The sequence below is a fragment of the Halapricum salinum genome (assembly GCF_004799665.1).
In the GTDB taxonomy this organism is placed as follows: Archaea; Halobacteriota; Halobacteria; order Halobacteriales; family Haloarculaceae; genus Halapricum; species Halapricum salinum.
In genome coordinates, this window is sequence record NZ_CP031310.1 from 2,134,341 (window position 1) to 2,154,486 (window position 20,146).

At 63.7% G+C, this 20,146-nt stretch carries 22 protein-coding genes and 1 pseudogene; 16 read left to right on the plus strand and 7 right to left on the minus strand.

Annotation, left to right across the window (positions count from 1 at the left end):
- Positions 1-8: 8 nt before the first annotated feature.
- Positions 9-1,295, minus strand: coding sequence for a hypothetical protein (locus DV733_RS10670; RefSeq protein ID WP_202594302.1), 1,287 nt, complete (start codon positions 1,293-1,295; stop codon positions 9-11).
- A 201-nt stretch (positions 1,296-1,496) separates the two neighbouring features.
- On the opposite strand from DV733_RS10670, the gene DV733_RS10675 reads away from it, so the two are divergent.
- The 6 genes and pseudogenes from DV733_RS10675 to DV733_RS10700 all read left to right on the plus strand — a co-directional run.
- Positions 1,497-1,757: a helix-turn-helix domain-containing protein gene (locus DV733_RS10675; protein WP_049994709.1), complete on the plus strand. Its 261-nt coding sequence runs from the start codon at positions 1,497-1,499 to the stop codon at positions 1,755-1,757.
- A gap of 69 nt (positions 1,758-1,826) precedes the next feature.
- The gene (locus DV733_RS10680) at positions 1,827-2,456 is read left to right on the plus strand and encodes a helix-turn-helix domain-containing protein (protein WP_049994708.1); all 630 of its coding nucleotides are present in this window, start codon (positions 1,827-1,829) and stop codon (positions 2,454-2,456) included.
- Positions 2,457-2,539: 83 nt separating this feature from the next.
- On the plus strand, positions 2,540-2,926 hold the full coding sequence (locus tag DV733_RS10685) for a winged helix-turn-helix transcriptional regulator (RefSeq protein ID WP_049994707.1): 387 nt from the start codon (positions 2,540-2,542) through the stop codon (positions 2,924-2,926).
- Entirely contained in the window at positions 2,923-4,290 is a 1,368-nt protein-coding gene (locus DV733_RS10690) for a dihydrolipoyl dehydrogenase family protein (protein ID WP_049994706.1), read from the plus strand. The genes DV733_RS10685 and DV733_RS10690 overlap by 4 nt, the downstream gene beginning before the upstream one ends.
- A 270-nt stretch (positions 4,291-4,560) precedes the next feature.
- Positions 4,561-5,301 (plus strand): methyl-accepting chemotaxis protein, encoded by a 741-nt coding sequence (locus tag DV733_RS10695; protein ID WP_049994705.1) that lies wholly within the window; start codon positions 4,561-4,563, stop codon positions 5,299-5,301.
- Between the two features lie 27 nt (positions 5,302-5,328).
- Positions 5,329-5,475: pseudogene (locus tag DV733_RS10700) on the plus strand (NAD(P)/FAD-dependent oxidoreductase); the annotation flags it as partial.
- On the opposite strand, the gene DV733_RS17345 reads toward DV733_RS10700, so the two are convergent.
- The 4 genes from DV733_RS17345 to DV733_RS10715 all read right to left on the minus strand — a co-directional run bounded on the left by DV733_RS17345 (position 5,466) and on the right by DV733_RS10715 (position 9,033).
- Entirely contained in the window at positions 5,466-5,630 is a 165-nt protein-coding gene (locus DV733_RS17345; protein WP_170178701.1) for a hypothetical protein, read from the minus strand. The pseudogene DV733_RS10700 and the gene DV733_RS17345 overlap by 10 nt on opposite strands.
- A 287-nt stretch (positions 5,631-5,917) precedes the next feature.
- A complete protein-coding gene (locus tag DV733_RS10705) occupies positions 5,918-6,967 on the minus strand; it encodes an RNA-guided endonuclease TnpB family protein (RefSeq protein ID WP_049994704.1) in 1,050 nt (349 codons plus the stop codon).
- A 157-nt stretch (positions 6,968-7,124) separates the two neighbouring features.
- Positions 7,125-8,129: a patatin-like phospholipase family protein gene (locus DV733_RS10710; RefSeq protein WP_049994703.1), complete on the minus strand. Its 1,005-nt coding sequence runs from the start codon at positions 8,127-8,129 to the stop codon at positions 7,125-7,127.
- Entirely contained in the window at positions 8,122-9,033 is a 912-nt protein-coding gene (locus tag DV733_RS10715) for an SDR family oxidoreductase (protein WP_049994702.1), read from the minus strand. Before DV733_RS10715 ends, DV733_RS10710 begins: the two co-directional genes overlap by 8 nt.
- 125 nt (positions 9,034-9,158) lie before the next feature.
- On the opposite strand from DV733_RS10715, the gene DV733_RS10720 reads away from it, so the two are divergent.
- The 4 genes from DV733_RS10720 (at position 9,159) to DV733_RS10735 (ending at position 11,644) form a co-directional block, all read left to right on the plus strand.
- Positions 9,159-9,716 (plus strand): carboxymuconolactone decarboxylase family protein, encoded by a 558-nt coding sequence (locus tag DV733_RS10720; RefSeq protein WP_049994701.1) that lies wholly within the window; start codon positions 9,159-9,161, stop codon positions 9,714-9,716.
- A complete protein-coding gene (locus DV733_RS10725) occupies positions 9,713-10,723 on the plus strand; it encodes a sulfite exporter TauE/SafE family protein (RefSeq protein ID WP_079979510.1) in 1,011 nt (336 codons plus the stop codon). The genes DV733_RS10720 and DV733_RS10725 overlap by 4 nt, the downstream gene beginning before the upstream one ends.
- Positions 10,724-10,794: 71 nt before the next feature.
- The gene (locus DV733_RS10730) at positions 10,795-10,989 is read left to right on the plus strand and encodes a hypothetical protein (protein ID WP_049994700.1); all 195 of its coding nucleotides are present in this window, start codon (positions 10,795-10,797) and stop codon (positions 10,987-10,989) included.
- A 109-nt stretch (positions 10,990-11,098) separates the two neighbouring features.
- Positions 11,099-11,644: a peroxiredoxin family protein gene (locus tag DV733_RS10735; RefSeq protein ID WP_049994699.1), complete on the plus strand. Its 546-nt coding sequence runs from the start codon at positions 11,099-11,101 to the stop codon at positions 11,642-11,644.
- A gap of 16 nt (positions 11,645-11,660) precedes the next feature.
- On the opposite strand, the gene DV733_RS10740 is transcribed toward DV733_RS10735, so the two are convergent.
- Positions 11,661-12,092, minus strand: coding sequence for a hypothetical protein (locus tag DV733_RS10740; RefSeq protein WP_049994698.1), 432 nt, complete (start codon positions 12,090-12,092; stop codon positions 11,661-11,663).
- A gap of 250 nt (positions 12,093-12,342) precedes the next feature.
- Between DV733_RS10740 and DV733_RS10745 the strand changes: the two genes are divergently transcribed.
- From DV733_RS10745 to DV733_RS10770, 6 genes are all read left to right on the plus strand, one after another.
- Positions 12,343-13,206, plus strand: a complete 864-nt coding sequence (locus tag DV733_RS10745; RefSeq protein ID WP_049994697.1) for a CheF family chemotaxis protein — start codon at positions 12,343-12,345, stop codon at positions 13,204-13,206.
- Positions 13,207-13,284: 78 nt separating this feature from the next.
- A complete protein-coding gene (gene glmU, locus DV733_RS10750; protein WP_049994696.1) occupies positions 13,285-14,475 on the plus strand; it encodes a bifunctional sugar-1-phosphate nucleotidylyltransferase/acetyltransferase in 1,191 nt (396 codons plus the stop codon).
- Positions 14,475-16,265: a glutamine--fructose-6-phosphate transaminase (isomerizing) gene (gene glmS, locus DV733_RS10755; RefSeq protein ID WP_049994695.1), complete on the plus strand. Its 1,791-nt coding sequence runs from the start codon at positions 14,475-14,477 to the stop codon at positions 16,263-16,265. Before glmU ends, glmS begins: the two co-directional genes overlap by 1 nt.
- Positions 16,266-16,468: 203 nt before the next feature.
- Positions 16,469-17,665: a Fic family protein gene (locus DV733_RS10760; RefSeq protein WP_079979509.1), complete on the plus strand. Its 1,197-nt coding sequence runs from the start codon at positions 16,469-16,471 to the stop codon at positions 17,663-17,665.
- A 107-nt stretch (positions 17,666-17,772) separates the two neighbouring features.
- On the plus strand, positions 17,773-18,450 hold the full coding sequence (locus DV733_RS10765) for a sensor domain-containing protein (protein WP_049994694.1): 678 nt from the start codon (positions 17,773-17,775) through the stop codon (positions 18,448-18,450).
- Positions 18,447-19,427 (plus strand): DUF3592 domain-containing protein, encoded by a 981-nt coding sequence (locus DV733_RS10770; RefSeq protein WP_049994693.1) that lies wholly within the window; start codon positions 18,447-18,449, stop codon positions 19,425-19,427. The genes DV733_RS10765 and DV733_RS10770 overlap by 4 nt, the downstream gene beginning before the upstream one ends.
- On the opposite strand, the gene DV733_RS10775 is transcribed toward DV733_RS10770, so the two are convergent.
- Complete coding sequence (locus DV733_RS10775; RefSeq protein WP_049994692.1) at positions 19,428-20,012, minus strand: LURP-one-related/scramblase family protein; 585 nt, start codon at positions 20,010-20,012, stop codon at positions 19,428-19,430.
- Positions 20,013-20,146 lie beyond the last annotated feature (134 nt).

Genomic DNA, 20,146 nt, shown 5'->3' on the forward strand with positions numbered 1-20,146 from the left:
ACGAGCGATCACAACTCGTGCCCGCAGGCGCACTTTCCGAGACAGTAGGTCGTCTCGCTTGGTTCGTCTTCCAGGCCGACGCGGGCCATCCGGGCCTCGATCGAGGACGCCGAATCCGTCTCCGGGCGGACCTGCGCCGCCGTCGCGCCGTAGGGACTCGACTCGACGGCGATCCGCTCGACGATCCGGCGCTGGTCGTGATCGATCACCGCGACCTCGTCGCTCGTCTGAACCGGGACGTAGAGCTTGGTCCGGGCGGGGTTCCAGGTTCCGACGAACGCCGATCCGCCCAGATCGAGTCGGTCGGTCACGGCCGCCTCGGCGAGGTCGACGACGGTCACGTCGTTCGAGCCGGGCGTGAACACGTAGCCGATCTCGGAGTCGGGCCCGATCTCGCTGGTCAGTGGTCGGCTCCCGAGATTATCGGCTGCAGTCAGCCGCGCCGTCTCTGTCGGCGCGGCTGGATCACTAAGGTCCCAGACACTCTCGGTTCCCGTCTCGCCCTCGTTGTGTTCGACTAACAGTGTCTGGCCGTCGGGCGCGGCGGTGCCCATCCACGGCGCTGCCGGGCCGTCGCCGACGGGCTCGACGTCGATCTGGGTGACGATCTCGAAGGGTTCGATCGACAGGACCGTCAGCGTGTCGCCGAACAGGTCGGGGACGTAGGCGTACGCACCCTCGGGGTGGATCGTCACGTCACACGGGCCGGGACCGTCGTTGCTCCCGCGGCCGCCCTCCGCGGTGCGATCGAGTTCGCCCGTAATCTCGCCGAACGTCTCCGAGTCGGGATCGGCGTCGAGTCGGAACTGCGTGTGAGCGGGCTCGCGGGCGCTGACGAGGAGGTGCTGGCCGTCGGGCGTCTGTTCGAGCCAGTTGGCACCCGACCCCGTCTCGACCGACGCCGTCTCCGAGAGCGATCCGACTTCGAGCGCGCGCACGCCGCGTCCGACGTTGAGCCACAGGGAGTCCGTCGACGCGTCGGTCAGCTCTGGGGTGTACTGGTTCGAGGGGAACGACGAGGACAGCCCCAGCGACTGGGTCGCGACCACGCTGTCGCTACCCGGATCGAGCAGGCTGACCGTCCCGTCACCGGTGTTGAACACGAAGACGGTGGCGCCGTCGCTGTCTGGTTCTCGGTTGTCGTCATCGCCGTCGTCTGCACCGGTGCAACCAGCGGTCGCGGCAGCGCCGGCGGTCGCACCGCTTGCGAGCAACAGCCTGCGGGAGACCCCCCTGGGGCCACCGTCAGCGTCGGACTCGTTCGGATAGAGCATCGGGTCGGGGTCCTGGGTCACGGGCTAGCGTTCGGGCCGGGCCCCATAATCAGTACCGCCTCGATGGTCGGCCGGGGTTCCACTGGCCCGGCCGGACCACGTTCGCGTCCTCGGCCGGGGCGGGTAAGCTCACAGTAACACGGTTTCTCCGGCGTTAGCAACGCGTATACGGGCTGGTTTCGCACTCGTTCGTATGCTGCGTGACCGTTCCTGAGTGTTCCTATGTCCCCGTCACCCCACAGCGTACTCGTCACGATCGTCGAGCGGACCCGAGAGACTGGCGAGGCGGTGACGGCGCGGGAGATCGCGCTGGCGATCGACGCCTCCGAGGCGGCGCTGGATGAACCGATCGACGCGCTCTGTGCGTGTGACCTCCTCGAAGCGACCGCACGGGGATATCGGCCGACGGTCACTGCCCACGAACTGCTCGCGCTGGACGTCGACTTCGAGGACGTCCTCGTCGTGGACGTCGTCGAGGAGTGACTCGAAGTTTCAAGTCCCTGCCCGCTGTATGATACGCCGTGAAGCGGACTGTCCTCTCCCATCAAAACCATGACTGACCACGCCGCAGACGCCGCCGGTCGCTCGATACAACCGGCGGACCGTGACGACGAGCGCCGCCAGATCGATCTGACCGATCGTGAGTACGCTATCTATCGCTGTATCGACTGCAACAACGTCGTACTCACGATGCAGGACTGCGACGGCGGGATGACATGCCACGACGAACCGATGGAACGAGTCACCGAGACGGGACTCGACGTCAGACCGCCCGACATCCGGCAGGTGTTGCTCGACGCCTTCGGCCTGCCCAAGCCGGGTCTGGACATCTGTCTGTGTGTCATCGGTGACGGTCCGCTCTCACCCAGCGAACTGGCCGACCGGCTCGATTACGATACGAGCACCGTCCGGACCTACCTCAACGAACTCGTCGAGTTCGGCCTGCTGGAAAAGTCACAGCTCAATCGCGAGTCCGGCGGCTTCGTCAACGTCTATCACTCGATCGACCTCGAGGAGATGCGCGAGGAAACGCTCGTGGGATTCTACGCGTGGGCGGGCGAAGCCGCCTCGCTCATCGAGGAGGCCAATCTCACCAAAGCGGACTACCGAGACGCGAACACCGAGGACGGACTGAACGAAGTGTTCTGGGAGCGCTTTCAGGACGGCCGCCCGACCGAGTGAACTTATATCTGGCGGTGATGCGGGAGCGTACTCCCGTCCAGAGGGGCCTTAACTATCCATTCGAGTCTCTGTTGAATCAGCATATGAGTTCAGACTCGAGCGCGGTTTCCTGGCAGCGATCGACTACTGAGACCGAGACGCCGCTGTTCGTCGACCCCTCTGAGGTCTTCGACAGCGTCCAGGACGTGCTGGGCCGGAAGTGGCACCTTCGGATCGTCTACCAGTTGCTGGAGCACGGCACCCTCGGGTTCAGCGGGTTGAAGAGCGAGGTCGAGGGGGTCTCCTCGAAGATGCTCTCGGAGAGCCTCACCAATCTGGAAGACGGGGGAATCGTCGATCGCGAGATCGTCAACGATCAGCCCGTTCGCGTCGAGTACTCACTGACTGAACGCGGCCAGGCCTTGGATGGCGTGGTTTCGGAACTGGTCAACTGGGGCAGCGAGCACGGGCTGGAGGACCGAGACGGATGACCCACTACGACGTCCTCGTGGTCGGCGGCGGTACCGGCAACAACGTCGCGGCGGCCGCGGCCGACGCTGGACTCGATACCGCGCTGATCGAGAAGGGGCCGCTCGGGGGCACGTGTCTCAACCGGGGTTGTAACCCCTCGAAGATGCTCATCCAGGCGGCGACCGCTGCCAACCACGTCCGGGACGCCGGGACGTTCTTCATGGAATCGGCTCTCGGCCACGTCGATTACGAAGCGATCATCGACGACATGGACGAGACGCTCTCGCCCATCGCCGAGGGGATGGAAGAACGCTACCGCGAGAAGGACCACCTCACGCTGTACAAGGACGAGGCGGTCTTCGTCGACGACCGCACCGTCGAGGTCGGTGGCGAGAAAGTGAGCGCCGAGAAGGTCGTCGTCGCCGCCGGCTCGCGGCCCCTGGTCCCGCCCATCGAGGGGCTGGACGAGGTCGAGTACATGACCAGCCAGGAGGCGCTGTATCGTCGCGACCAGCCCGAATCACTGGTCATCCTGGGCGGGGGCTACATCGCCGTCGAACTGGGCTACTTCTTCGAGTCGCTCGGGACGGACGTGACGATCGTCGAGATGATGGACACGCTCGTGCCCCGCGAGGACCCTGACATCGCCGAGGCGTTCACCGAGATCGCCGCGGAGCGCCACGAGGTGTACACGGGCCACCGCGCCACGCGGGTCGAGGCAGACGGCGGCGGCGTCACCGTCCACGCCGAGACCGAGGCTGGCGATACCGTTGCGGCACATGGCGATGACCTGCTGGTCGCGCTTGGCCGTCGGCCCAACACGGACACGCTCGACGTGGAGGCAGCGGGCATCGAGACCGACGACAACGGCTTCATCGTCACGAACGACCGTCTGGAGACCTCCGCGGAGAGCGTCTGGGCCCAGGGCGACATCGCCGACAACGCGATGTTCAAACACTCCGGGGACTACGAGACGGGGGTCACGATCGACAACGTCGTCCACGGGAACGCCAGCGAGGCCGACTTTACGGCGATGCCCCACGCCATCTTCACCGAGCCACAGATGGCCGGCGTCGGGAAGACCGAGGCCGAACTGAAAGCGGAGGGCCGCGAGTACGTCGTCGGGCGCGAGGACCTCCCGGGGACGCCGATGGGCCGGGCGAAGAAACTCGAGCACGGCTTCGTGAAGGTGCTGGCGGCCTCCGACGGCGAGATCCTGGGCTGTCACATGCTCGGCTACGAGGCCTCGACGATGCTCCACGAGGTCGTCGTCGCGATGCGCTCCGGATCAGGGTACGTCTCGGACATCACCGACACGATCCACGCCCATCCGACGCTCAACAAGGTCGTCGAGTACGCCTTCGACGACGTAGACATCCAGTAATGATGATCGAAAACGAATGGAGTGGCACGCGGAAAACGGACGATGAGCGCGTCAGTCGCCGAAGTTCTCCTCGTAGGCGTCGGGGTGGTTCTCTTTGGCATGCTCTTTCAGTTGATCGAGTGTCTCGAACGTGGCACCACAGTCACAGGCGTGGACGTCTTCGTCGGACATTACCTCTGATAATTGGCCATCAACGATTAAATATCTCTGTCGTTTGTGTACGCATAGCACACAGTTGGTCCTGCGGCAGTCCCCCCAAATACACCGACAATGTCTGAAGAGACCGGAACCACTGGAATCGAATCGGATCGCCTCGATAGTCTCACTCGCAATCACGCCCAGTTGCTCTCGGTGATCGGGACCGAACTCAGCGAGTCCAGCGACGTCATCGAGACGCTGTCGCGCAACGCCGCGGAGGCCAACCAGTCGAGTACCGAGACCGTCGAGCGTGCCGAGACGGCTCAGCAGTCGGCCCACGAGGCCCACGAAGACGTCGGCGAGGCCCGGCGAGCGGCGACGGAGGCCCACGACCGACTGGAGCAACTCCAGGACGCGGTCGGCGAGATCGACGAGATCACGGCGATGCTCGACGAGATCGCCGACCAGACCAACATGCTGGCGCTGAACGCCTCCATCGAGGCGGCCCGCGTCGGCGCGGAGGGCGACGGCTTCGCCGTCGTCGCCGACGAGGTCAAGACGCTGGCCGAGGAGGCCCAGCAACAGGCCACGGAGATCGAAGCCATCGTCGACGAAGTGCGGGCCGACGCCGAGGACACCATCGCCGAGATCGAGGCCGTCGACGAGAAGACCGAGGCGGCCGCGGGTTCGATCACCGAGACCGTCAGCGACCTGGACGATATCGCCACGAGCGCCGTCGAGACCTCAGCCAGCGTCGACGAAGTCGCCGATACGACCCAGGCCTTCGCCGACGACGTCGACGGTCTCGCCAGCAAGGTCATCGACGCGATCAACCAGGCAAACGAACTTGACGAGCTGGTCGGGCAACGCTGATTCTCGCTCCACTGGCCTGCCGTCTGGGCGGCCATCTCCGTCCACTTCCAGTTGCGCGACTTCCCGCGGAAACCGGAAGAGATCGACGACTTCGGATCGGTTCGCTCGGAGGAAGTGCCGGGGATTCCGGACGCCCTGCTCGAACAGGCCGTGGACTTTCACACCTACGAGTAGAGAGCGTCGTCGATATCTCTGGCACTCATCTTCTCACCCTCGTAGGTTTCTGCGTCCCAGAACCTATCGTCCGGTGAGACATACCGGGAAATATACTCCCGATCGGTATGCTCGGGCTGAAAGTACCCGCGCTCGCCCCGGTTGTTCTCGCCCATAATAGGGTGTATCAACGGGACTCACTTCACTTTTTGTTACACATTGACATCCTCCCCGCCCTAAAGGACGAGGATTCCCCGATGGGGATATTCAGGTTGCGCGTTTCCTCGGTTCTCTAGTACGCTTTCGCGTGGAACGTCGAAGGTCGCCACCGAGTTGTGACCAACGGTGTGCTTTCCAGCGCGTGTAGCCCTGTCAATGGGGCCTTCCCCCCTGCATACAGCAGGCGTCAAAGACGACTGGTTGTTCAGCCAGTGAGGTAGCACGGTTCGCGTCAGCCGGACTGCTACGCCGTGCATGGTTCTCCCTCCCGTTGTGCGATATTCTCCGAAGCGTTCAGGTCAGCGTGGCGTCCCCGGTCACACTCCGAACACGAAAAGTGGTCGCCATCACGGGTTCCCATCGAACCACACGCCGAACACCGCTGGCTGGTATGGTACGCATCAACTTTCTCGACGCGGATACCAGCGCGTTCGGCTTTGTATGTGATGAACTGTTGGAGTTGGTGGAAATGCCACGAGTGGATCCCCGACCACGAGCTGTTCTCACGAATACCTTCGAGGTCTTCCATCCGAATGACGGGGTTCTCGAACTGTTCGGCGAACGTGATGAGGCGACGGGAGAGTTTGTGGTTCAAGTCCGTGATTCGACGCTGTTCTTTGTCACCCACACGGTTACGTGCGCGAAGCGCACCCGCTTCCGAGAGCGAATCGCGTAGGGAACGATATTTGCGCCGAACGTACTTCGCCTCACCACCTGACACCAGCATTGACTCGTCTTCGCCGTAGGCGGTCACGGCGAGGATATGCCGTTCGCCAATATCGACACCGATGGGTGTCTCACCCGACGTGTCGGTGTCGTACTCGATGTTGAACGTACAGTACCAGTCGTCTCCGCGACGGTAGACCTGTAGGCGAGTCTTGTCGGCGTCTCCATCAACCAGTCGGTCTACGGGGTCGGCAATGTCGTCGTACACCTCTATCGGAGTGTACCACCATTGGGAGACGCATGGGAAACCAACGACGACCGTGCTGTTCTTGGTCGTGTCGAGTTCCCAGTTCTGGTTGTTGACGGCGAACGGTTGACTCTCTCGGTAGCGAACCGCTCCATCCTTGCTGTGGTCAGATTTGGCCTCTCGGATGGCTTGGTTCTGAATAGCCGAGTAGAGGTCGTTGTCAATACTGGCCGTGGTCACGGACTTGTCGAAGTCGCCGTTCTCCCATCCGTCGATACAGAACTGCTTGGTATCACGGTAGAGTCGGGTGGCGTGTTGCCACTCTTTGCGCCGTGAGAGGGATGGGTTGTGGAACTTCGCGGTGACAGTCACCGTGACCATTACAATTGTAATTAGGTAGGCTGTGGTAAGTATTTGTTGGAATATCGGGCCGTGCTGTCAACGGTGGTTTGTGTCGTGGGGTATCGGATTCTTCCCCGCGCTAAAGCACGGGGCTTTCTCCTTGATTCTCCGTAACCCGGAGAACGGACTTCGACGTTCAGCTTCCGTCCCGGTCGTCGAGAAACGCCCTCGCACGCTCAGCCCCGAGATTACGGAGTTCGTCCAGAAACTCAGGGTCGCGATCCACTTTCGTCGAGCAGTGGAACCGCTTGCCCATGTTGATTCGTTGGATCTCCGTCCGCTGAAACTCGTCCCCTGGCAACGTCCCGTCCTCGACCCAGTCGTTGACCTGCTCGATGAATCCCAACTCTTGGTTGAGCGAGATATTGCCCGAGAGTTCGTTCCGGCGGTCGGCGATGACCTCGGAGGTGGTCGGCTCGCCCTCGAACTCCTGGGGGTTGATCTGGATGATCCACAGCTCCTCGGGCTTGCGCTCGGGCGGCTGGTGCATGAGGTCGCTCACCGGCGGGTTCTGGGAGAACAGGCCGTCCCAGTGCAGATGGCCGTGAATCTCGACGGCCTCGAAGAGGTTGGGAACGGCCGCCGAAGCCAGCACTGCGTCGACGGTCACGTCTTCGTTGGTGAACGTCTCGAAGACGCCGGCGTTGATGTCGACCGTGCCGACGACGAGCTCCGGCGCGTCGGTGCCACAGAGGTCCGGGATCGTCTCGAAGTCGATGTGGGCTTCGAGCACCTCACGGATGCGCTGCTTGCCCGCTTCCGGGCCGGGGATCTGGTAGGGACTGACGACCGGCAGCGGGAACCCGGCGCTCTCCATGCGCGAGAGGCTCGTCACCATCGAGTTGACCCAGCGGTCCTGCACGCCGGAGACGGCGAGGTCGTCCCAGAGGCTCCCGACGACCTCGCGGGCCGTCTCGGGACCGTCGGTGACCAGCCCGTACCACACCGCCAGTGCGTTGAACGCGCCGCCGGAGGTACCGGAGATCCCGACGAGCTCGTAGTCGTCGTCCCACGACTCGAGTAGCTCCCGGAGCACGCCGCAGGTGAAGGCGGTGTGACTGCCCCCGCCCTGACAGGCGATCGCGACGCGCGTCGGATCGTCGATGTCCGCAGTCGCGCCGTCGGCTTGCGTGTCACTCATACGTGTGCGTGTAACCCCCGTCGAACAGCAGATCACCGCCGTTGAGGTGTTTCGCGTGGCTGGAGAACCCGAAGACGAAGAGGTTGGCCACCTCGACGGGCGTCATCATCTCCTTCGTGCGGGCCTGGCCGAGCATCACGTCCTCGATGACCTCCCGTTTCGAGATGCCGCGCTCGTCGGCGGTGTCCTCGATCTGGTCGACCATCAGCGGGGTCAGGACGTACCCCACACTGACGGTGAAACTCCGCAACGTGCCCTCGCCCTCGGCGGCGATCGACCGGGTGAGCCCGGTCAGCCCGTGCTTGGCGGTGATGTAGGCCGGCTTGTCCTTCGTGGCGTAGTGGCCGTGGACCGAGGACATGTTGGCGATGGCGCCGACGCCGTCACCGGACTGCGTCCGGTTGCCCGAGGCGTCGTCCGACGCCTCGCTGTCCTCGGTCTCACGGATGTGTGGCATCGCGGCCTGAGCCATCTTGAACGGCGACCGGAGCATGATGTCGGTCAGCAGATCGTATTTCTCCATCGGGAAGTCGGGGATCGAGGCGATGTGTTGCATCCCGGCGATGTTCGCGACGAACCGCAACTGGCCTTCCTCCGCCGCGGCCTCGACGACCGTCTCGACGTCGTCGTCGTCGGTCAGGTCCGTCGGCACGCCCACGAACCAGCCCTCGACGTCGTGGTCTTCGACGATGTCGCCCGTCTCGGTCAGGCCGTCCTCGTCGATATCGGCCCCGACGACGGTGAGGCCGTTCGTCGCGAGGGCGACGGCCGTCGCACGACCGATTCCCGAAGCCGCGCCGGTCACGATCGCGACGGTCTCGGTCGTAAAGTACGGGTCGTCGATACGGAGCACGTCCTCGGGCGTCAGTTCCGGCGCACTGAGATCGAGTTCGGAATCACTCATTGGCAGTCACGTTCGACGTATGGACCGCTGCCCGCTTAACTGCCCCTCACAGTCGGGTAACCCCCGAGGCAGGCGGTTACCGGACCGTGAGCTACGGTTAATGGCTGCCGATCCGATGTTCGGGTATGACGCGCCTGGAGTTACTTTCGAGAGACGAAATCCCCGAACAGTACCACTATCTCTTCACCGACGACTACCTCGGCGACCGACACATCTTCCGGGTGTGGGCGCACAACCCCGAAGTGCTCGAAGCGACCCTCGAATATCTCGAGACGCTGTACGACCAGTTGACCCCGCGGACGAAGGAACTGGTCATTCTCACCGTCGCCAGGGCCCGCAGCGCGCGCTACGAGTGGCACCAGCACGTCGACATCGCGCGGGGCAAGGGGGTCGAGACCGACGAGATTCGCGCGATCGGCGGCCGGGACTTCTCTGGCTTTGCCGACGCGGAGTTCGTCCTGTTGCAGTACGCCGAGGCGGTCGCGACCGGCGAGGTCACCGACCAGATCCACGACGCGCTCGCACGGGCTTACTCGCCCGCCGAAATCGTCGCAGTCGGCCTGCTCGTCGACTTCTACGTCGGGCTGTGTAACTACGTCGCCTCGGTCGAGATACCCTTCGAGGGCGGGAAGTTCGTCGGCTGGACGCCCGACGAGGAGACTATCGCCGAACTGTTCGAATGAGACGGAGCGCTATCGGCTTCCTGCTCGGGATCGTCGGGGTCGTCGTGCTCGTCGAGCCGGCGACCGGTGGCGTCTCCGCCGCCGGCGAGCGCGTCGGATCGCCGCTGACAGCCGCCATCGTCGGACAGCTCGACGGACTCTTCGGACCCTCGTTCACGGGGCAGTTCCTCGAACACTGGTGGGTGTTCCCCGCGTCGATCGTCTTTTCCGGGATCGCACTGGCATCGGGCGTCTCCGGGGCGCTGTTCTTCAGCCCCTTTTTCATGCTAGTCGTCGGGCTCACGCCCTCGCAGGCGATCGGTGCCGGCCTCCTGACGGAGGTGTTCGGGATGGGCAACGGCCTGCGCTCGTACGTCAAACAGCGCGTCGTCGACTTTCAGACTGCGAAGTGGCTGCTGCTGGGCGCCGTCCCGGCGGTCGTCGTCGGTGCGCTTGCCGCCCACTACGTTCCGACGACGATCCTGAAAGGGATCTTCGGCGTCGGACTCGTCGTGCTGGGGGCGTTTCTCGTCTACTACGAGTCGCCCGAGAACTGCGAGCCCGGCGAGTGCGAGGGCGACTATCTCCGCGAAAAGAACACCGGCCGGGGGACGACGACGATCGAGGCCGCCGACGGTGAGGTCTTCACCTACGACACCTGCTGGCGAGCGCCCGGCGTGACCCTCTCGACGATCGGCGGCTTCGTGACGGGACTGATCAGCGCCGGCCTCCCCGAGATCGTGACGACCCAGCTGATCGTCCGCTGTCGGATCCCGCCCCGGGTCGCCGTCGCGACGAGCGTGTTCGTCCTCGCCATCGCGGCGACGGCCGGCGCGCTCGTGCACGCCCTGACCGCGACCCCGGTCTGGTACGTCGTCGCGTGGTCGATCCCCGGCGTCGTCGTCGGCGGGACCGTCGGGACCCGCGTCGGCAAGTACGTCCCGAGCGAACTCATGGAGACCGGACTGGGCGTCGTCTTCGGCCTCGTCGGCCTCGTCGTTCTCGTGACCGAGTTCGTCGTCGCGTGATCGACTCGATTTCACTTGTGTATTGCACACAACCGACATACCCTTATCTGAGATGAGCGCGTACGTGATGTATGGGAGATTCACTGACCTGCCCGGAGTGCGGCGCGGAAGTCGACTCGATGGACCAACTCGAAGCCGACCACGAGGTTCACGAGATCGAAGCCCAAGAGGATGGCTCGTTCACGCTCTACGGGAATCGAGACCTCTTCCTCTGCAAGAACTGCAAGAGTCACCTCGGCGTCTCGCGCTCGAAACGCGGTGAGTGACTCACACGGTCTTTCGACGGTGACCAGCACGTAATCCCGTGAGCCGTTGCTTCCCGAGTTACCATAACGTTACGGAATTCTGATATGATGGTCGGACATTCGATGACGTATGTCGAGTCACCAACTCGAGCGCGGGGATATCGCACCGGAGTTCGAACTACCGAACGCGGGGAACGGGCCGGACCCACTGTCACTGGGTCGCGTCGTCGAGCAGGTGGATTTCGCGGTGCTGCTCTTGCTCCGTGACTATCACTGCCCGAAGTGCAAGAACCAGGTGCAGACCCTGGCCGAGCACGCGCGGGAGTTCGCCGAGCTGAACGCGGTCGTGTTGCCGGTGTTGCCCGAGCCGGTCGACCGAGCACAACAGTGGCAAGAACAGTTCGACCTGCCGTTCCCGTTGCTGGCAGACCCCGAGAAGAACGTCGCCGAGAAGTACGACCAGCCGACCCAGTACGGAAAACTCGGCGAACTTCACGACCTGATCGGGCGGCTCCCCGAGAGCGTCGTCCTCGATACGCGGGCCGACGAGGCCGAGATCGTCTTCACCTACGAAGGGGACTCCCCCGGGGATCGACCGGAGATATCGACGCTACTCGACGAGATCGACTCGCTGCAGGAGACGTTCGTCTACGACTGTTCGCTGGTCGATTGCTGAACGAATTCCGCGACGATTATAGTAGCCCGAGCTGGAGCCAGACGCCCAGGACGCCGCCGTAGACGAGGTGAAAGAACAGGAACATCGCGACCATCGGCGGTTCCGCGTCGATATCGAGGACGATCTTCATCCAGAAGATCGCCGCGCCGACGAACAGGACGAACCCGTAGGCGAGCCCGACGCCGGCCGCGACCGCCATCGAACTAACGCTGACGCCGATCGCCGGGAGCGCGAGCACCAACACGACGCCCGCGCCGATGCCGTACAGCATGTGCAAGACCATCCCCTGCATCATGTACGCCTCAGGCCCCTCGCCACCGATATACTGCGACCAGAACAGCGCCGTCGGCGGCGGCGAGTCGTCGCCCAGTGTCAGCATGAATATCGTCATGACGATCGTCGCGACCAATCCACCTGCGAGTCCGTTGAGTATCGTGAGTTCTGCCATTGTTGGAGTCTCCAGTTGTACGTAACCCTTTGAAACTGGGTTACCTATTGTAATCCTCGTCGGGAGGGGGTGTAAGTGTCTGCTGATGGGGGCGAAACCGGGTTACATGTGCGTTATCTGCCGACTTTGGAAACAGCTGTGTCCGACAGTCCATCACCTCGGGTATCCGTCACGTACCCGAAAGCCCTAATCGGGTGTGCGTCCAATTTCGTGTCGAACTGGTCGGCCGCGCCGCGGTCGACCGCTACACATGAGCGAGGGCGAAACCAAACTCTACGACGATCGCGGGCAGTATCTCCTGGCCCAGAAAGACGGCCGGGAGATCCGCGACGCCAGCTGGAACGCCTGTCGGGTGGTCCTGACCACCCAGCGGGTCGTGATGATCGCCGACGAGAAGCACACGGTGGCGATCGACGCCCTCGAACAGGTCAACGATCGTTTCGACGTCAACCAGGCCGCCGCTGGCGAGGGCAGCTACACTGCCGTTCGGACCGACGAGACGGTCTATCTGGTCTCGGTGCCCGAGCAGGACGAGTTCGAGACGGCGCTGTACAAGGCCTCGCTGAACAACGGTATTCTGTTCGTCCAGCACCCGGCCGTCGAGGGCGGGGTCGTCCAGAGCGTCGAGTGGACCAAAGCCAAGGTCAAGATTTCGGCAGAAGCGATCAACCTCGCGATGGCCGACGGCCAGAAGGTGACGATCGACCGGAACGACATCGGCGACGTTGGCACCGACGAGCGCACGATCAAGGGCGAAGAGCGGACCGTCTACGAGGTCGAACACACCGACGCGGAGGGACGCAGCGTCGAGACTCACGTCACGGGCGAGTCCCACCACACCGCAGTTTTGGGGGCGCTTCTGGAGGAAGGCGTCGAGCGCCACCGTGCGAACCTCGATCTCAGCGGGACGGAAAAACAGGTCATCATGGCCCTCCACTCCGGTGTCTCGCCGTTCGACCTCCCCGAGTTCGTCGGGATGGACGTCGAGAAAGTCGAGGCGATCTTCGACGAACTCGTCGAGTACGACGTCATCGAGGTCGAGCGCGAACGCACCGAGGTCGCGCTCACGCCGCAGGGTCGACAGGCCGCCGGCGAGACGATCGGCGATCGGTAGTCTCGTCGACGACTGCACGGCTCGCAACACTCGCCAGCCTCCAGAAGACTTTCCTCACCGCTGGCCCTCCATTCGCCCATGGTCTACACTGCTGTCGTCCTCGCCGCCGGCGAAGGGATGCGGTTGCGCCCGCTGACGCGCAACCGTCCCAAACCGATGTTGCCCGCGGCGAACCGGCCGATCCTCGAATACGTCCTCGACGCGCTGATCGAGGCCGGGACCGAGGAGATCGTGATGGTCGTCGGCTACAAGCACGACCGCGTCCAGAACCACTTCGGCCCGACCTATCGGGACGTCCCGATCACCTACGCTCGCCAGGAAAAGCAGTTAGGAACGGGTCACGCCCTCCTGCAGGCCCGCGAGCACGTCGACGAGCCGATGCTCGTGGTCAACGGCGACTGCCTCATCGAGAGCAGTCTCGTCGAGGACGTCTGTGACACCTACGACGAGGGCGACGGCGAGCCAACCCTCTCCGTTCTCGCGGGACCTGACGCCCGGCAGTACGGCGCGGTCGTCCTCCGGGACGGGTTCGTCGAGGACATCATCGAGAAGCCGACGACCGACGAGTATCGGCTGATCAACGCCGGGATCTACGCCTTCGACACCGACATCTTCGCGGCGATCGACGACACCCCCCGACAGGAGGGCGAACTCGCGCTGACGGATACGCTGTCACGCGAACTCGAAACCAGGCGGGTTCGCGGCGTCGAGACGGGCGGCCTCTGGGTCGACGCGACCTATCCGTGGGACCTCCTCACTGTGGCTCGCGAGGTGCTGGCCCACGACCTGACGGACGAACCCGAAGTCGAGGAGGGAATCTGGATCGACGAGACGGCCATCGTCCACGAGGACGCCACGCTACAAGCGCCCGTCGTCGTCGGCCCGGACTGTGAGGTCGGCCCCGGCGCGGTCGTCGGCCCGCAGACGGCGCTCGGCCGAAACGTCACGGTCGGCGCGAACTCGACCGTGATCAACACGGTCCTGGACGTCGACACGCGCGTCGACCCCGGCTCGACGTTGCTGGAGACAGTGACGGGCCAGCACGTCCGGTTCGGTCCCAGCACCGTGGTTTCAGGTGGGCCGGCCGACGTCCGGGTCGGCAACGAGATCTTCGAGGACGAACGCCTCGGCGCTGTCGTGGCTGATCGCGTCCGGGCAGACGGTAACGTCAGCTTCGCACCCGGCTCGCTCGTCGGGCCGAGCGCGCACCTTCACACCGGCGTGACGATCGACGGCCAGATCCGGGAGAACACGGAGGTGCGTCGCTGATGTGCGGAATCATCGGCGCGGTCGGCCGCGGTTCGGACACGCTGGACGTGCTCGTCCACGGCCTCTCGAAGCTCGAATATCGCGGGTACGACTCGGCGGGAGTCGCACTCGCCAGTGACTCCATCGATGTCTGCAAGAAAGCCGGCGAACTCGACGAACTCCGCACGGCCCTGGAAGGCCGTAGCGTCGCCGGGAGCGTCGGGATCGGCCACACTCGCTGGTCGACCCACGGGCCGCCGACCGACGCCAACGCCCACCCCCACCAGGACTGCTCGGGCGACGTCGCCGTCGTCCACAACGGGATCATCGAGAACTACCAGGAGTTGCGTGACGAACTCGCCTCGGCGGGCCACACCTTCCGCAGCGACACCGACACCGAGGTCGTCCCCCACCTCGTCGAGGACGAACTCCGCGGCGGTGCCGACCCCGAAGCCGCCGTCCGGGCCGCGCTCAGTCGTCTGGAGGGGAGTTACGCCGTCGCCGTCGTGATCGCGGGCGTCGAACGGATCTTCGCCGCACGTAACGACTCGCCGCTGGTGCTCGGAATCAGCGACGACGCGTACTACCTCGCGAGTGACGTCCCTGCCTTCCGGGATCACACCGACCGCGTGGTCTACATGAACGACGGTGAGTTCGCCGCGCTCGATGCCGGCGGCTGGACCGTCACGACGCTGGATGGCGAGCCAGTCGAGAAACCGGTCGACACCGTCGACTGGGACCCCGAGGAAACAGGAAAAAGCGGCTACGACCACTACATGCTCAAGGAGATCCACGAGCAACCCCGCTCGCTCCGACAGTGTCTCTCCGAGCGCGTCGACGAACTCGCCGGCACCGTCGATATCGACGACCTCGCGGATCTCAATCCACGCGGCGTGCAGTTCGTCGCCTGTGGGACGTCCTATCACGCGGCGCTCTACGGCGCAGAGCTGTTCCAGCAGGCCGGGATCCCGGCCCAGGCCTTCCTGGCGAGTGAGTACGCCTCCTCGCCGCCGCCGATCGGCGACGCGCTGGTGATCGGCGTCACCCAGAGCGGCGAGACTGCAGATACGCTCTCGGCGCTGCGGGAAGCCGACCGTCGCGGGGCGCGGACACTCGGCGTGACCAACGTCGTCGGGTCGACGGTCGCTCGCGAGTGCGATCACGTCTTCTACATCCGGGCCGGCCCGGAGATCGGCGTGGCCGCGACCAAGACCTTCGCCTCCCAGCTGGCCGCGTTGAACCTGCTGGCGCTCGGGATGGCCGGCGGCGACGACACCCGCGAGCTGATCGGCGCGCTACGGGACTTGCCCGGGCAGGTCCAGGAAGTGCTGGACGAGTCCGGTGCGCGCGCGGTCGCCGAGACCTATCTGGAGTCGGACGCGTACTTCTTCATCGGCCGGGGACTCAACTTCCCCGTCGCGCTGGAGGGGGCGCTGAAGATGAAAGAGATCACGTACAAACACGCCGAGGGCTTCGCTGCCGGCGAATTGAAACACGGTCCGCTGGCGCTGGTGACCGATCAAACGCCCGTGTTCGCGGTCGTGACTGGCGACGGAGAGCAAGCGCGCAAGACCATCGGCAACGTCAAAGAAGTCGAGGCCCGCGATGCACCCGTGATCGCCGTCACAGACGGTCAGAGCGACGTGGAACGGTACGCCGACCACGTCCTGCGCGTGCCCGAAACCCATCCGCGGACGGCGGCCGTGCTGGCGAACGTCCAGTTGCAGTTGGTCTCCTATCACACCGCGGCAGAACTGGGGCGATCGATCGACAAGCCGCGGAACCTGGCGAAGAGCGTGACCGTGGAATGACTACCATTCCTGCGTGTCGATCGCCGTTTGCTGTTTCAGATACACTTTCTTCTCCGAGCGACAGTGCTGCAGAGAGATCACTCCGATGACGCTGTCGATGCGTACACTGGGATGGTAACAACAGTAGCCACTTTCAGTAGCCTTTGTTTGCATTCAGATCCAACAAATACATCCGAACAGGGGCTATAGCCATCAGTACGTGCATGAGGGACGGTGAGATCGAAGAGAGCGCGCCTGGTGAACTCGTCTCCTACGGGCGGGAGTCGTATTATCGACCGGATCCACTCCCGCCGTCGGGTGATATCGAGCTGGAGACAGACCTGTCTCATCTACTGGCAGACGCCACGTTCTGGCTCGGGAAACTCAGCGGGATCAGTCTCGAACTCGACTTCCCACCGGTTCTGTACACGTCACTCCTCCGAAAAGAGGCGATGGAATCGGCCCAGATCGAGGGCGCGGACGTCGATTACAATGCCCTCTATAGCCTCGAAACACGCAGACTCGGTGCAAGTGACGATGGCCAACCTGGCTCCGAGACGGGCGTGTCTGGGACCAAAGACACGCAGGAAGTCCTCAACTACGAGCGGGCTATCGAGGACGGGATCGCGACGCTCGACAGTGGTGGCGAACTGTCCGTTTCGCTTCTTCACACGCTCCACGAAGCGCTTCTCACGAACGTGCCGGACGAGCGTGTCGAAACCGAGACGATCGGTGCGTACAAGACGGTCCCGAATCACCTCGGGGATTTCCTCCCGCCGGTACCGGGTGAGGTCGATGGGCTGATGGACGCGCTGATGACGTATTATCGGACTGGCGGCCGGTATCACGCGCTCGTAGATATCGCGCTGTTTCACTACCAGTTCGAGACGATCCATCCGTACGGTGACGGCAATGGGCGTCTCGGCCGTCTACTGCTCACGCTCCAATTGTACGACAACGACTTTCTGGAACGGCCCAATCTCTATCTCAGCGAGTACTTCAATCGGAACAAAGCCACGTACGTCGATCGCCTGGAAGCTGTTCGCGCTCGCGGTGACTGGAACGCGTGGGTGTCGTTCTTCCTTACCGGTGTCGCCCAGCAAGCCCGCGAATCGGTCGATCGGACGCTGGCGCTCGATTCGTTGCGACGTCGGTACGAGGAGGAGTACGGCGGTGTCCAGTATGCCAAAAACCGGCTCGCATGCACGCTCTTCGAGCAGCCCTATGTGACCACCAGATCAGTTGCAGACAGACTCGATGTCGAGCGTTCGACAGCCTACCGTGCGATCGACGCCCTGGTCGAGGCGGATGTTCTGGAAGAAGTCACGGGTAACGACCGGAACAAGGAGTATCGTGCGACGGAAATCTTCGAGATTCTGGAGCAGCCACCGCAGACCTACGGAACCTGGCCAAGAGCGTGACTGTGGAGTAGACGACGAGGGACGACTCGGAGTAGTCCAGCAGTGTTTCTCGGCCGGAAACACTGCGAGCGTGGTTTTGTCCGGCGAGACGATACACTCATCGAGAGATGACGGAACAGAATGCTGCTGGCGCGACCACCCGCTCCACTCTCGTGGATGTCTTCGGCGTGGTCACGGACGCACAGACGTATCGGAACCTGCTGTATCTCGTGGTTGCGTTCCCGCTCGGGCTGTTCTACTACACGGTTCTGGTACTGGGATTCACCCTGGGACTCGGGCTGTCGATACTGCTCGTCGGACTGGGAATCCTGCTGGCGACTGTGGTCGGACTGCGATACGTCGCCGCCTTCGAGCGTCGACTCGCCAACAGGCTGCTCGGGACGGCGATCGCCGATCCGGACGATCTCGAACGGGAGGGCGAGGGGATCGTCGCAGCCGTGAAAGCGTATCTCGGGGCGTCATCAACGTGGCGGGGACTGGGGTTCGTACTGGTGAAGTTCTGGCTCGGTATCCTCGCGTTCGTCCTCCTCGTGTCCGTTCTCGGGACGGGGATCGAACTCGCCGTGCTACCGCTGTCTCCCGAGGGCGTGTTCAACGTTCAGGTGGCGGGGTGGCGAGTCGCCGACAGCGTCGGGACGCCGATCCAGCGCGCGGTTGCCGTGCCCGTGGGACTCGTGCTCGTGCTCGTGGCCTTGCACGTCCAGAACGCCGTCGCGCGCGTGAACGCTTCGATCGCGTCGTCTCTGCTTGGGCCCGACACGGACGAACAGGGTGAGACAGAATGAACGGGGAAATCAGCGGGATCCCGGTCGAGATATCCCGAGTACGGGCTGTCTTGCTGCTGGTCGGGCTGGCAGTGACCGCCTATGGCGGGTACGACTACGTACAACAAACGTCTGCGATCGACGACGCCGAGCCCGTCGAGGCGACGATCGAGGAGATGTCTATCTCCGAGACGGACGGGCGCCGAAGCCACTACTACAGCGCATCGGTGACGTTCACCTACGCGTATCAGGGTACGACCTACACGAGCGACGACCTGTATCCGGGGACTCTCGACGCGACGTTCGATACGAGATCGGAAGCCGAATCTGCGCTCGAACCGTACGAGGAAAACGCCACGGCGACGGCGTACGTCGAGCCCGCCACTCCCGGGGAGGGATTCCTGAAACGCCAGACGACGCAGGGCCCGCTCAAGATGCTCGCGGGCGGCGCACTTCTAGTGCTGGTGCTCACGCTCGACGCGGTCGGCGCGCGAAAACCCGGACAGGGGACGGAACTGCAGCCGGTCGACGACCGCGAGCCGAGACGGTATCAGACGCTGTTCGGGATCGACCGTGACACGGTCAACGACACCAGCAAGCGACTGATCAAGCTGGCCGTTATTGTCGTTCCGCTCTCGCTAATCGGCGTCGCAGTGTTGCTGTTCGCCACGGAGACGGGCGCTCGCGAGGAGCCGACGCAGGTCGGGCTGACTGATCCGATCGGCTTCCTGCTCGGGACGGCGTTTCTCGCGATCGTCGTGTTGATCGCCTCGATCTTCCTCTATGGAATCTGGTCGTACACCGAGTATCGACGCCTCCGGGCACGAATCCCGGAACCGAGACCGCCGAGCCCGTTCACGCGGCCCACGCGCCTCGTCTCCATCCTGTTCACGAACGACGGTCTCGATCCCTACGGGACGCGCGTCAAGCGAACCGGCTTCGCGTTCGTGGTGGCGCTGTTCCTCTGTGGCGTGCTCTTCGAGATCCTCGTCCTGTGATCAGTTCCCCTGGATGGCGTCGATGACCATCGCGGCGGCGACGATCGGCTCTTTCGGGACGTCGCTGGTGTCGTCGACGGCGATGTCGTAGCGGTCTTTCAGCGAGAGCTGGCCCGAGATGTTCCCGACGTGGTCGCCGTCGAGATCGGTGATCTCGTACTTGTGGGGGATCAGACCGCCGACGATCGGAATGAGGTTTCGCGCGAGGGTCGTGGCTGCACCGCGGGAGTTGATCTCGGCGATCTTCGCTTCCGTCCGGGGGTGGCGGAGCTTCCAGGTGTCCTGGAGGATCGAGTAGTCGTTGTCGAGGATGACGATCTCCTCGCCGGTCTGGGCGTCGCTGAGGACGTAGTCACCGGCGACGTCGACGATCCCGCCCGCTTTGACGGTGAAGACTTCCTCGCCATCGCTGTCGACGAACGGAAACTCCTCTTTCATCTTGAGCATCTTCTGCTTGCCGCGCAGGACGACGTTGCCCGCCGAATCCTCGGCGCGGTACTTGTTGCGGATCAGCGACTGGACCACGGTGTAGTGGTCGTCCGTGAGTTCGATACCTTCGATCGTGTCGAGTTCTGCTGTCGACATCGTGAGTAGAACGTCGGTCCCCTGAAAGGTGTATCCGGAGGCCGTGTTTCCGGGACAGAAACAGACGGCCCCCTCTTCAGCAATCGAATGTCAGTGTTCGAAAGACGAACGAAACGGGGCTTTCGGTGTGCGAT

Excerpts from the sequence above, each read along its gene's own strand:
- DV733_RS10735 (WP_049994699.1), top strand. The coding sequence starts at position 11,099 with ATGTCGAGTCACCAACTCGAGCGCGGGGATATCGCACCGGAGTTCGAA.
- DV733_RS10720 (WP_049994701.1), top strand. The coding sequence starts at position 9,159 with ATGACGCGCCTGGAGTTACTTTCGAGAGACGAAATCCCCGAACAGTAC.
- DV733_RS10695 (WP_049994705.1), top strand. The coding sequence starts at position 4,561 with ATGTCTGAAGAGACCGGAACCACTGGAATCGAATCGGATCGCCTCGAT.
- DV733_RS17345 (WP_170178701.1), bottom strand. The coding sequence starts at position 5,630 with ATGGGCGAGAACAACCGGGGCGAGCGCGGGTACTTTCAGCCCGAGCAT.
- DV733_RS10760 (WP_079979509.1), top strand. The coding sequence starts at position 16,469 with ATGAGGGACGGTGAGATCGAAGAGAGCGCGCCTGGTGAACTCGTCTCC.
- DV733_RS10730 (WP_049994700.1), top strand. The coding sequence starts at position 10,795 with ATGGGAGATTCACTGACCTGCCCGGAGTGCGGCGCGGAAGTCGACTCG.
- DV733_RS10725 (WP_079979510.1), top strand. The coding sequence starts at position 9,713 with ATGAGACGGAGCGCTATCGGCTTCCTGCTCGGGATCGTCGGGGTCGTC.
- DV733_RS10745 (WP_049994697.1), top strand. The coding sequence starts at position 12,343 with ATGAGCGAGGGCGAAACCAAACTCTACGACGATCGCGGGCAGTATCTC.
- DV733_RS10685 (WP_049994707.1), top strand. The coding sequence starts at position 2,540 with ATGAGTTCAGACTCGAGCGCGGTTTCCTGGCAGCGATCGACTACTGAG.
- glmS (WP_049994695.1), top strand. The coding sequence starts at position 14,475 with ATGTGCGGAATCATCGGCGCGGTCGGCCGCGGTTCGGACACGCTGGAC.
- DV733_RS10710 (WP_049994703.1), bottom strand. The coding sequence starts at position 8,129 with ATGAGTGACACGCAAGCCGACGGCGCGACTGCGGACATCGACGATCCG.
- DV733_RS10675 (WP_049994709.1), top strand. The coding sequence starts at position 1,497 with ATGTCCCCGTCACCCCACAGCGTACTCGTCACGATCGTCGAGCGGACC.
- glmU (WP_049994696.1), top strand. The coding sequence starts at position 13,285 with ATGGTCTACACTGCTGTCGTCCTCGCCGCCGGCGAAGGGATGCGGTTG.
- DV733_RS10715 (WP_049994702.1), bottom strand. The coding sequence starts at position 9,033 with ATGAGTGATTCCGAACTCGATCTCAGTGCGCCGGAACTGACGCCCGAG.
- DV733_RS10705 (WP_049994704.1), bottom strand. The coding sequence starts at position 6,967 with ATGGTCACGGTGACTGTCACCGCGAAGTTCCACAACCCATCCCTCTCA.
- DV733_RS10765 (WP_049994694.1), top strand. The coding sequence starts at position 17,773 with ATGACGGAACAGAATGCTGCTGGCGCGACCACCCGCTCCACTCTCGTG.
- DV733_RS10680 (WP_049994708.1), top strand. The coding sequence starts at position 1,827 with ATGACTGACCACGCCGCAGACGCCGCCGGTCGCTCGATACAACCGGCG.
- DV733_RS10690 (WP_049994706.1), top strand. The coding sequence starts at position 2,923 with ATGACCCACTACGACGTCCTCGTGGTCGGCGGCGGTACCGGCAACAAC.
- DV733_RS10770 (WP_049994693.1), top strand. The coding sequence starts at position 18,447 with ATGAACGGGGAAATCAGCGGGATCCCGGTCGAGATATCCCGAGTACGG.
- DV733_RS10775 (WP_049994692.1), bottom strand. The coding sequence starts at position 20,012 with ATGTCGACAGCAGAACTCGACACGATCGAAGGTATCGAACTCACGGAC.
- DV733_RS10740 (WP_049994698.1), bottom strand. The coding sequence starts at position 12,092 with ATGGCAGAACTCACGATACTCAACGGACTCGCAGGTGGATTGGTCGCG.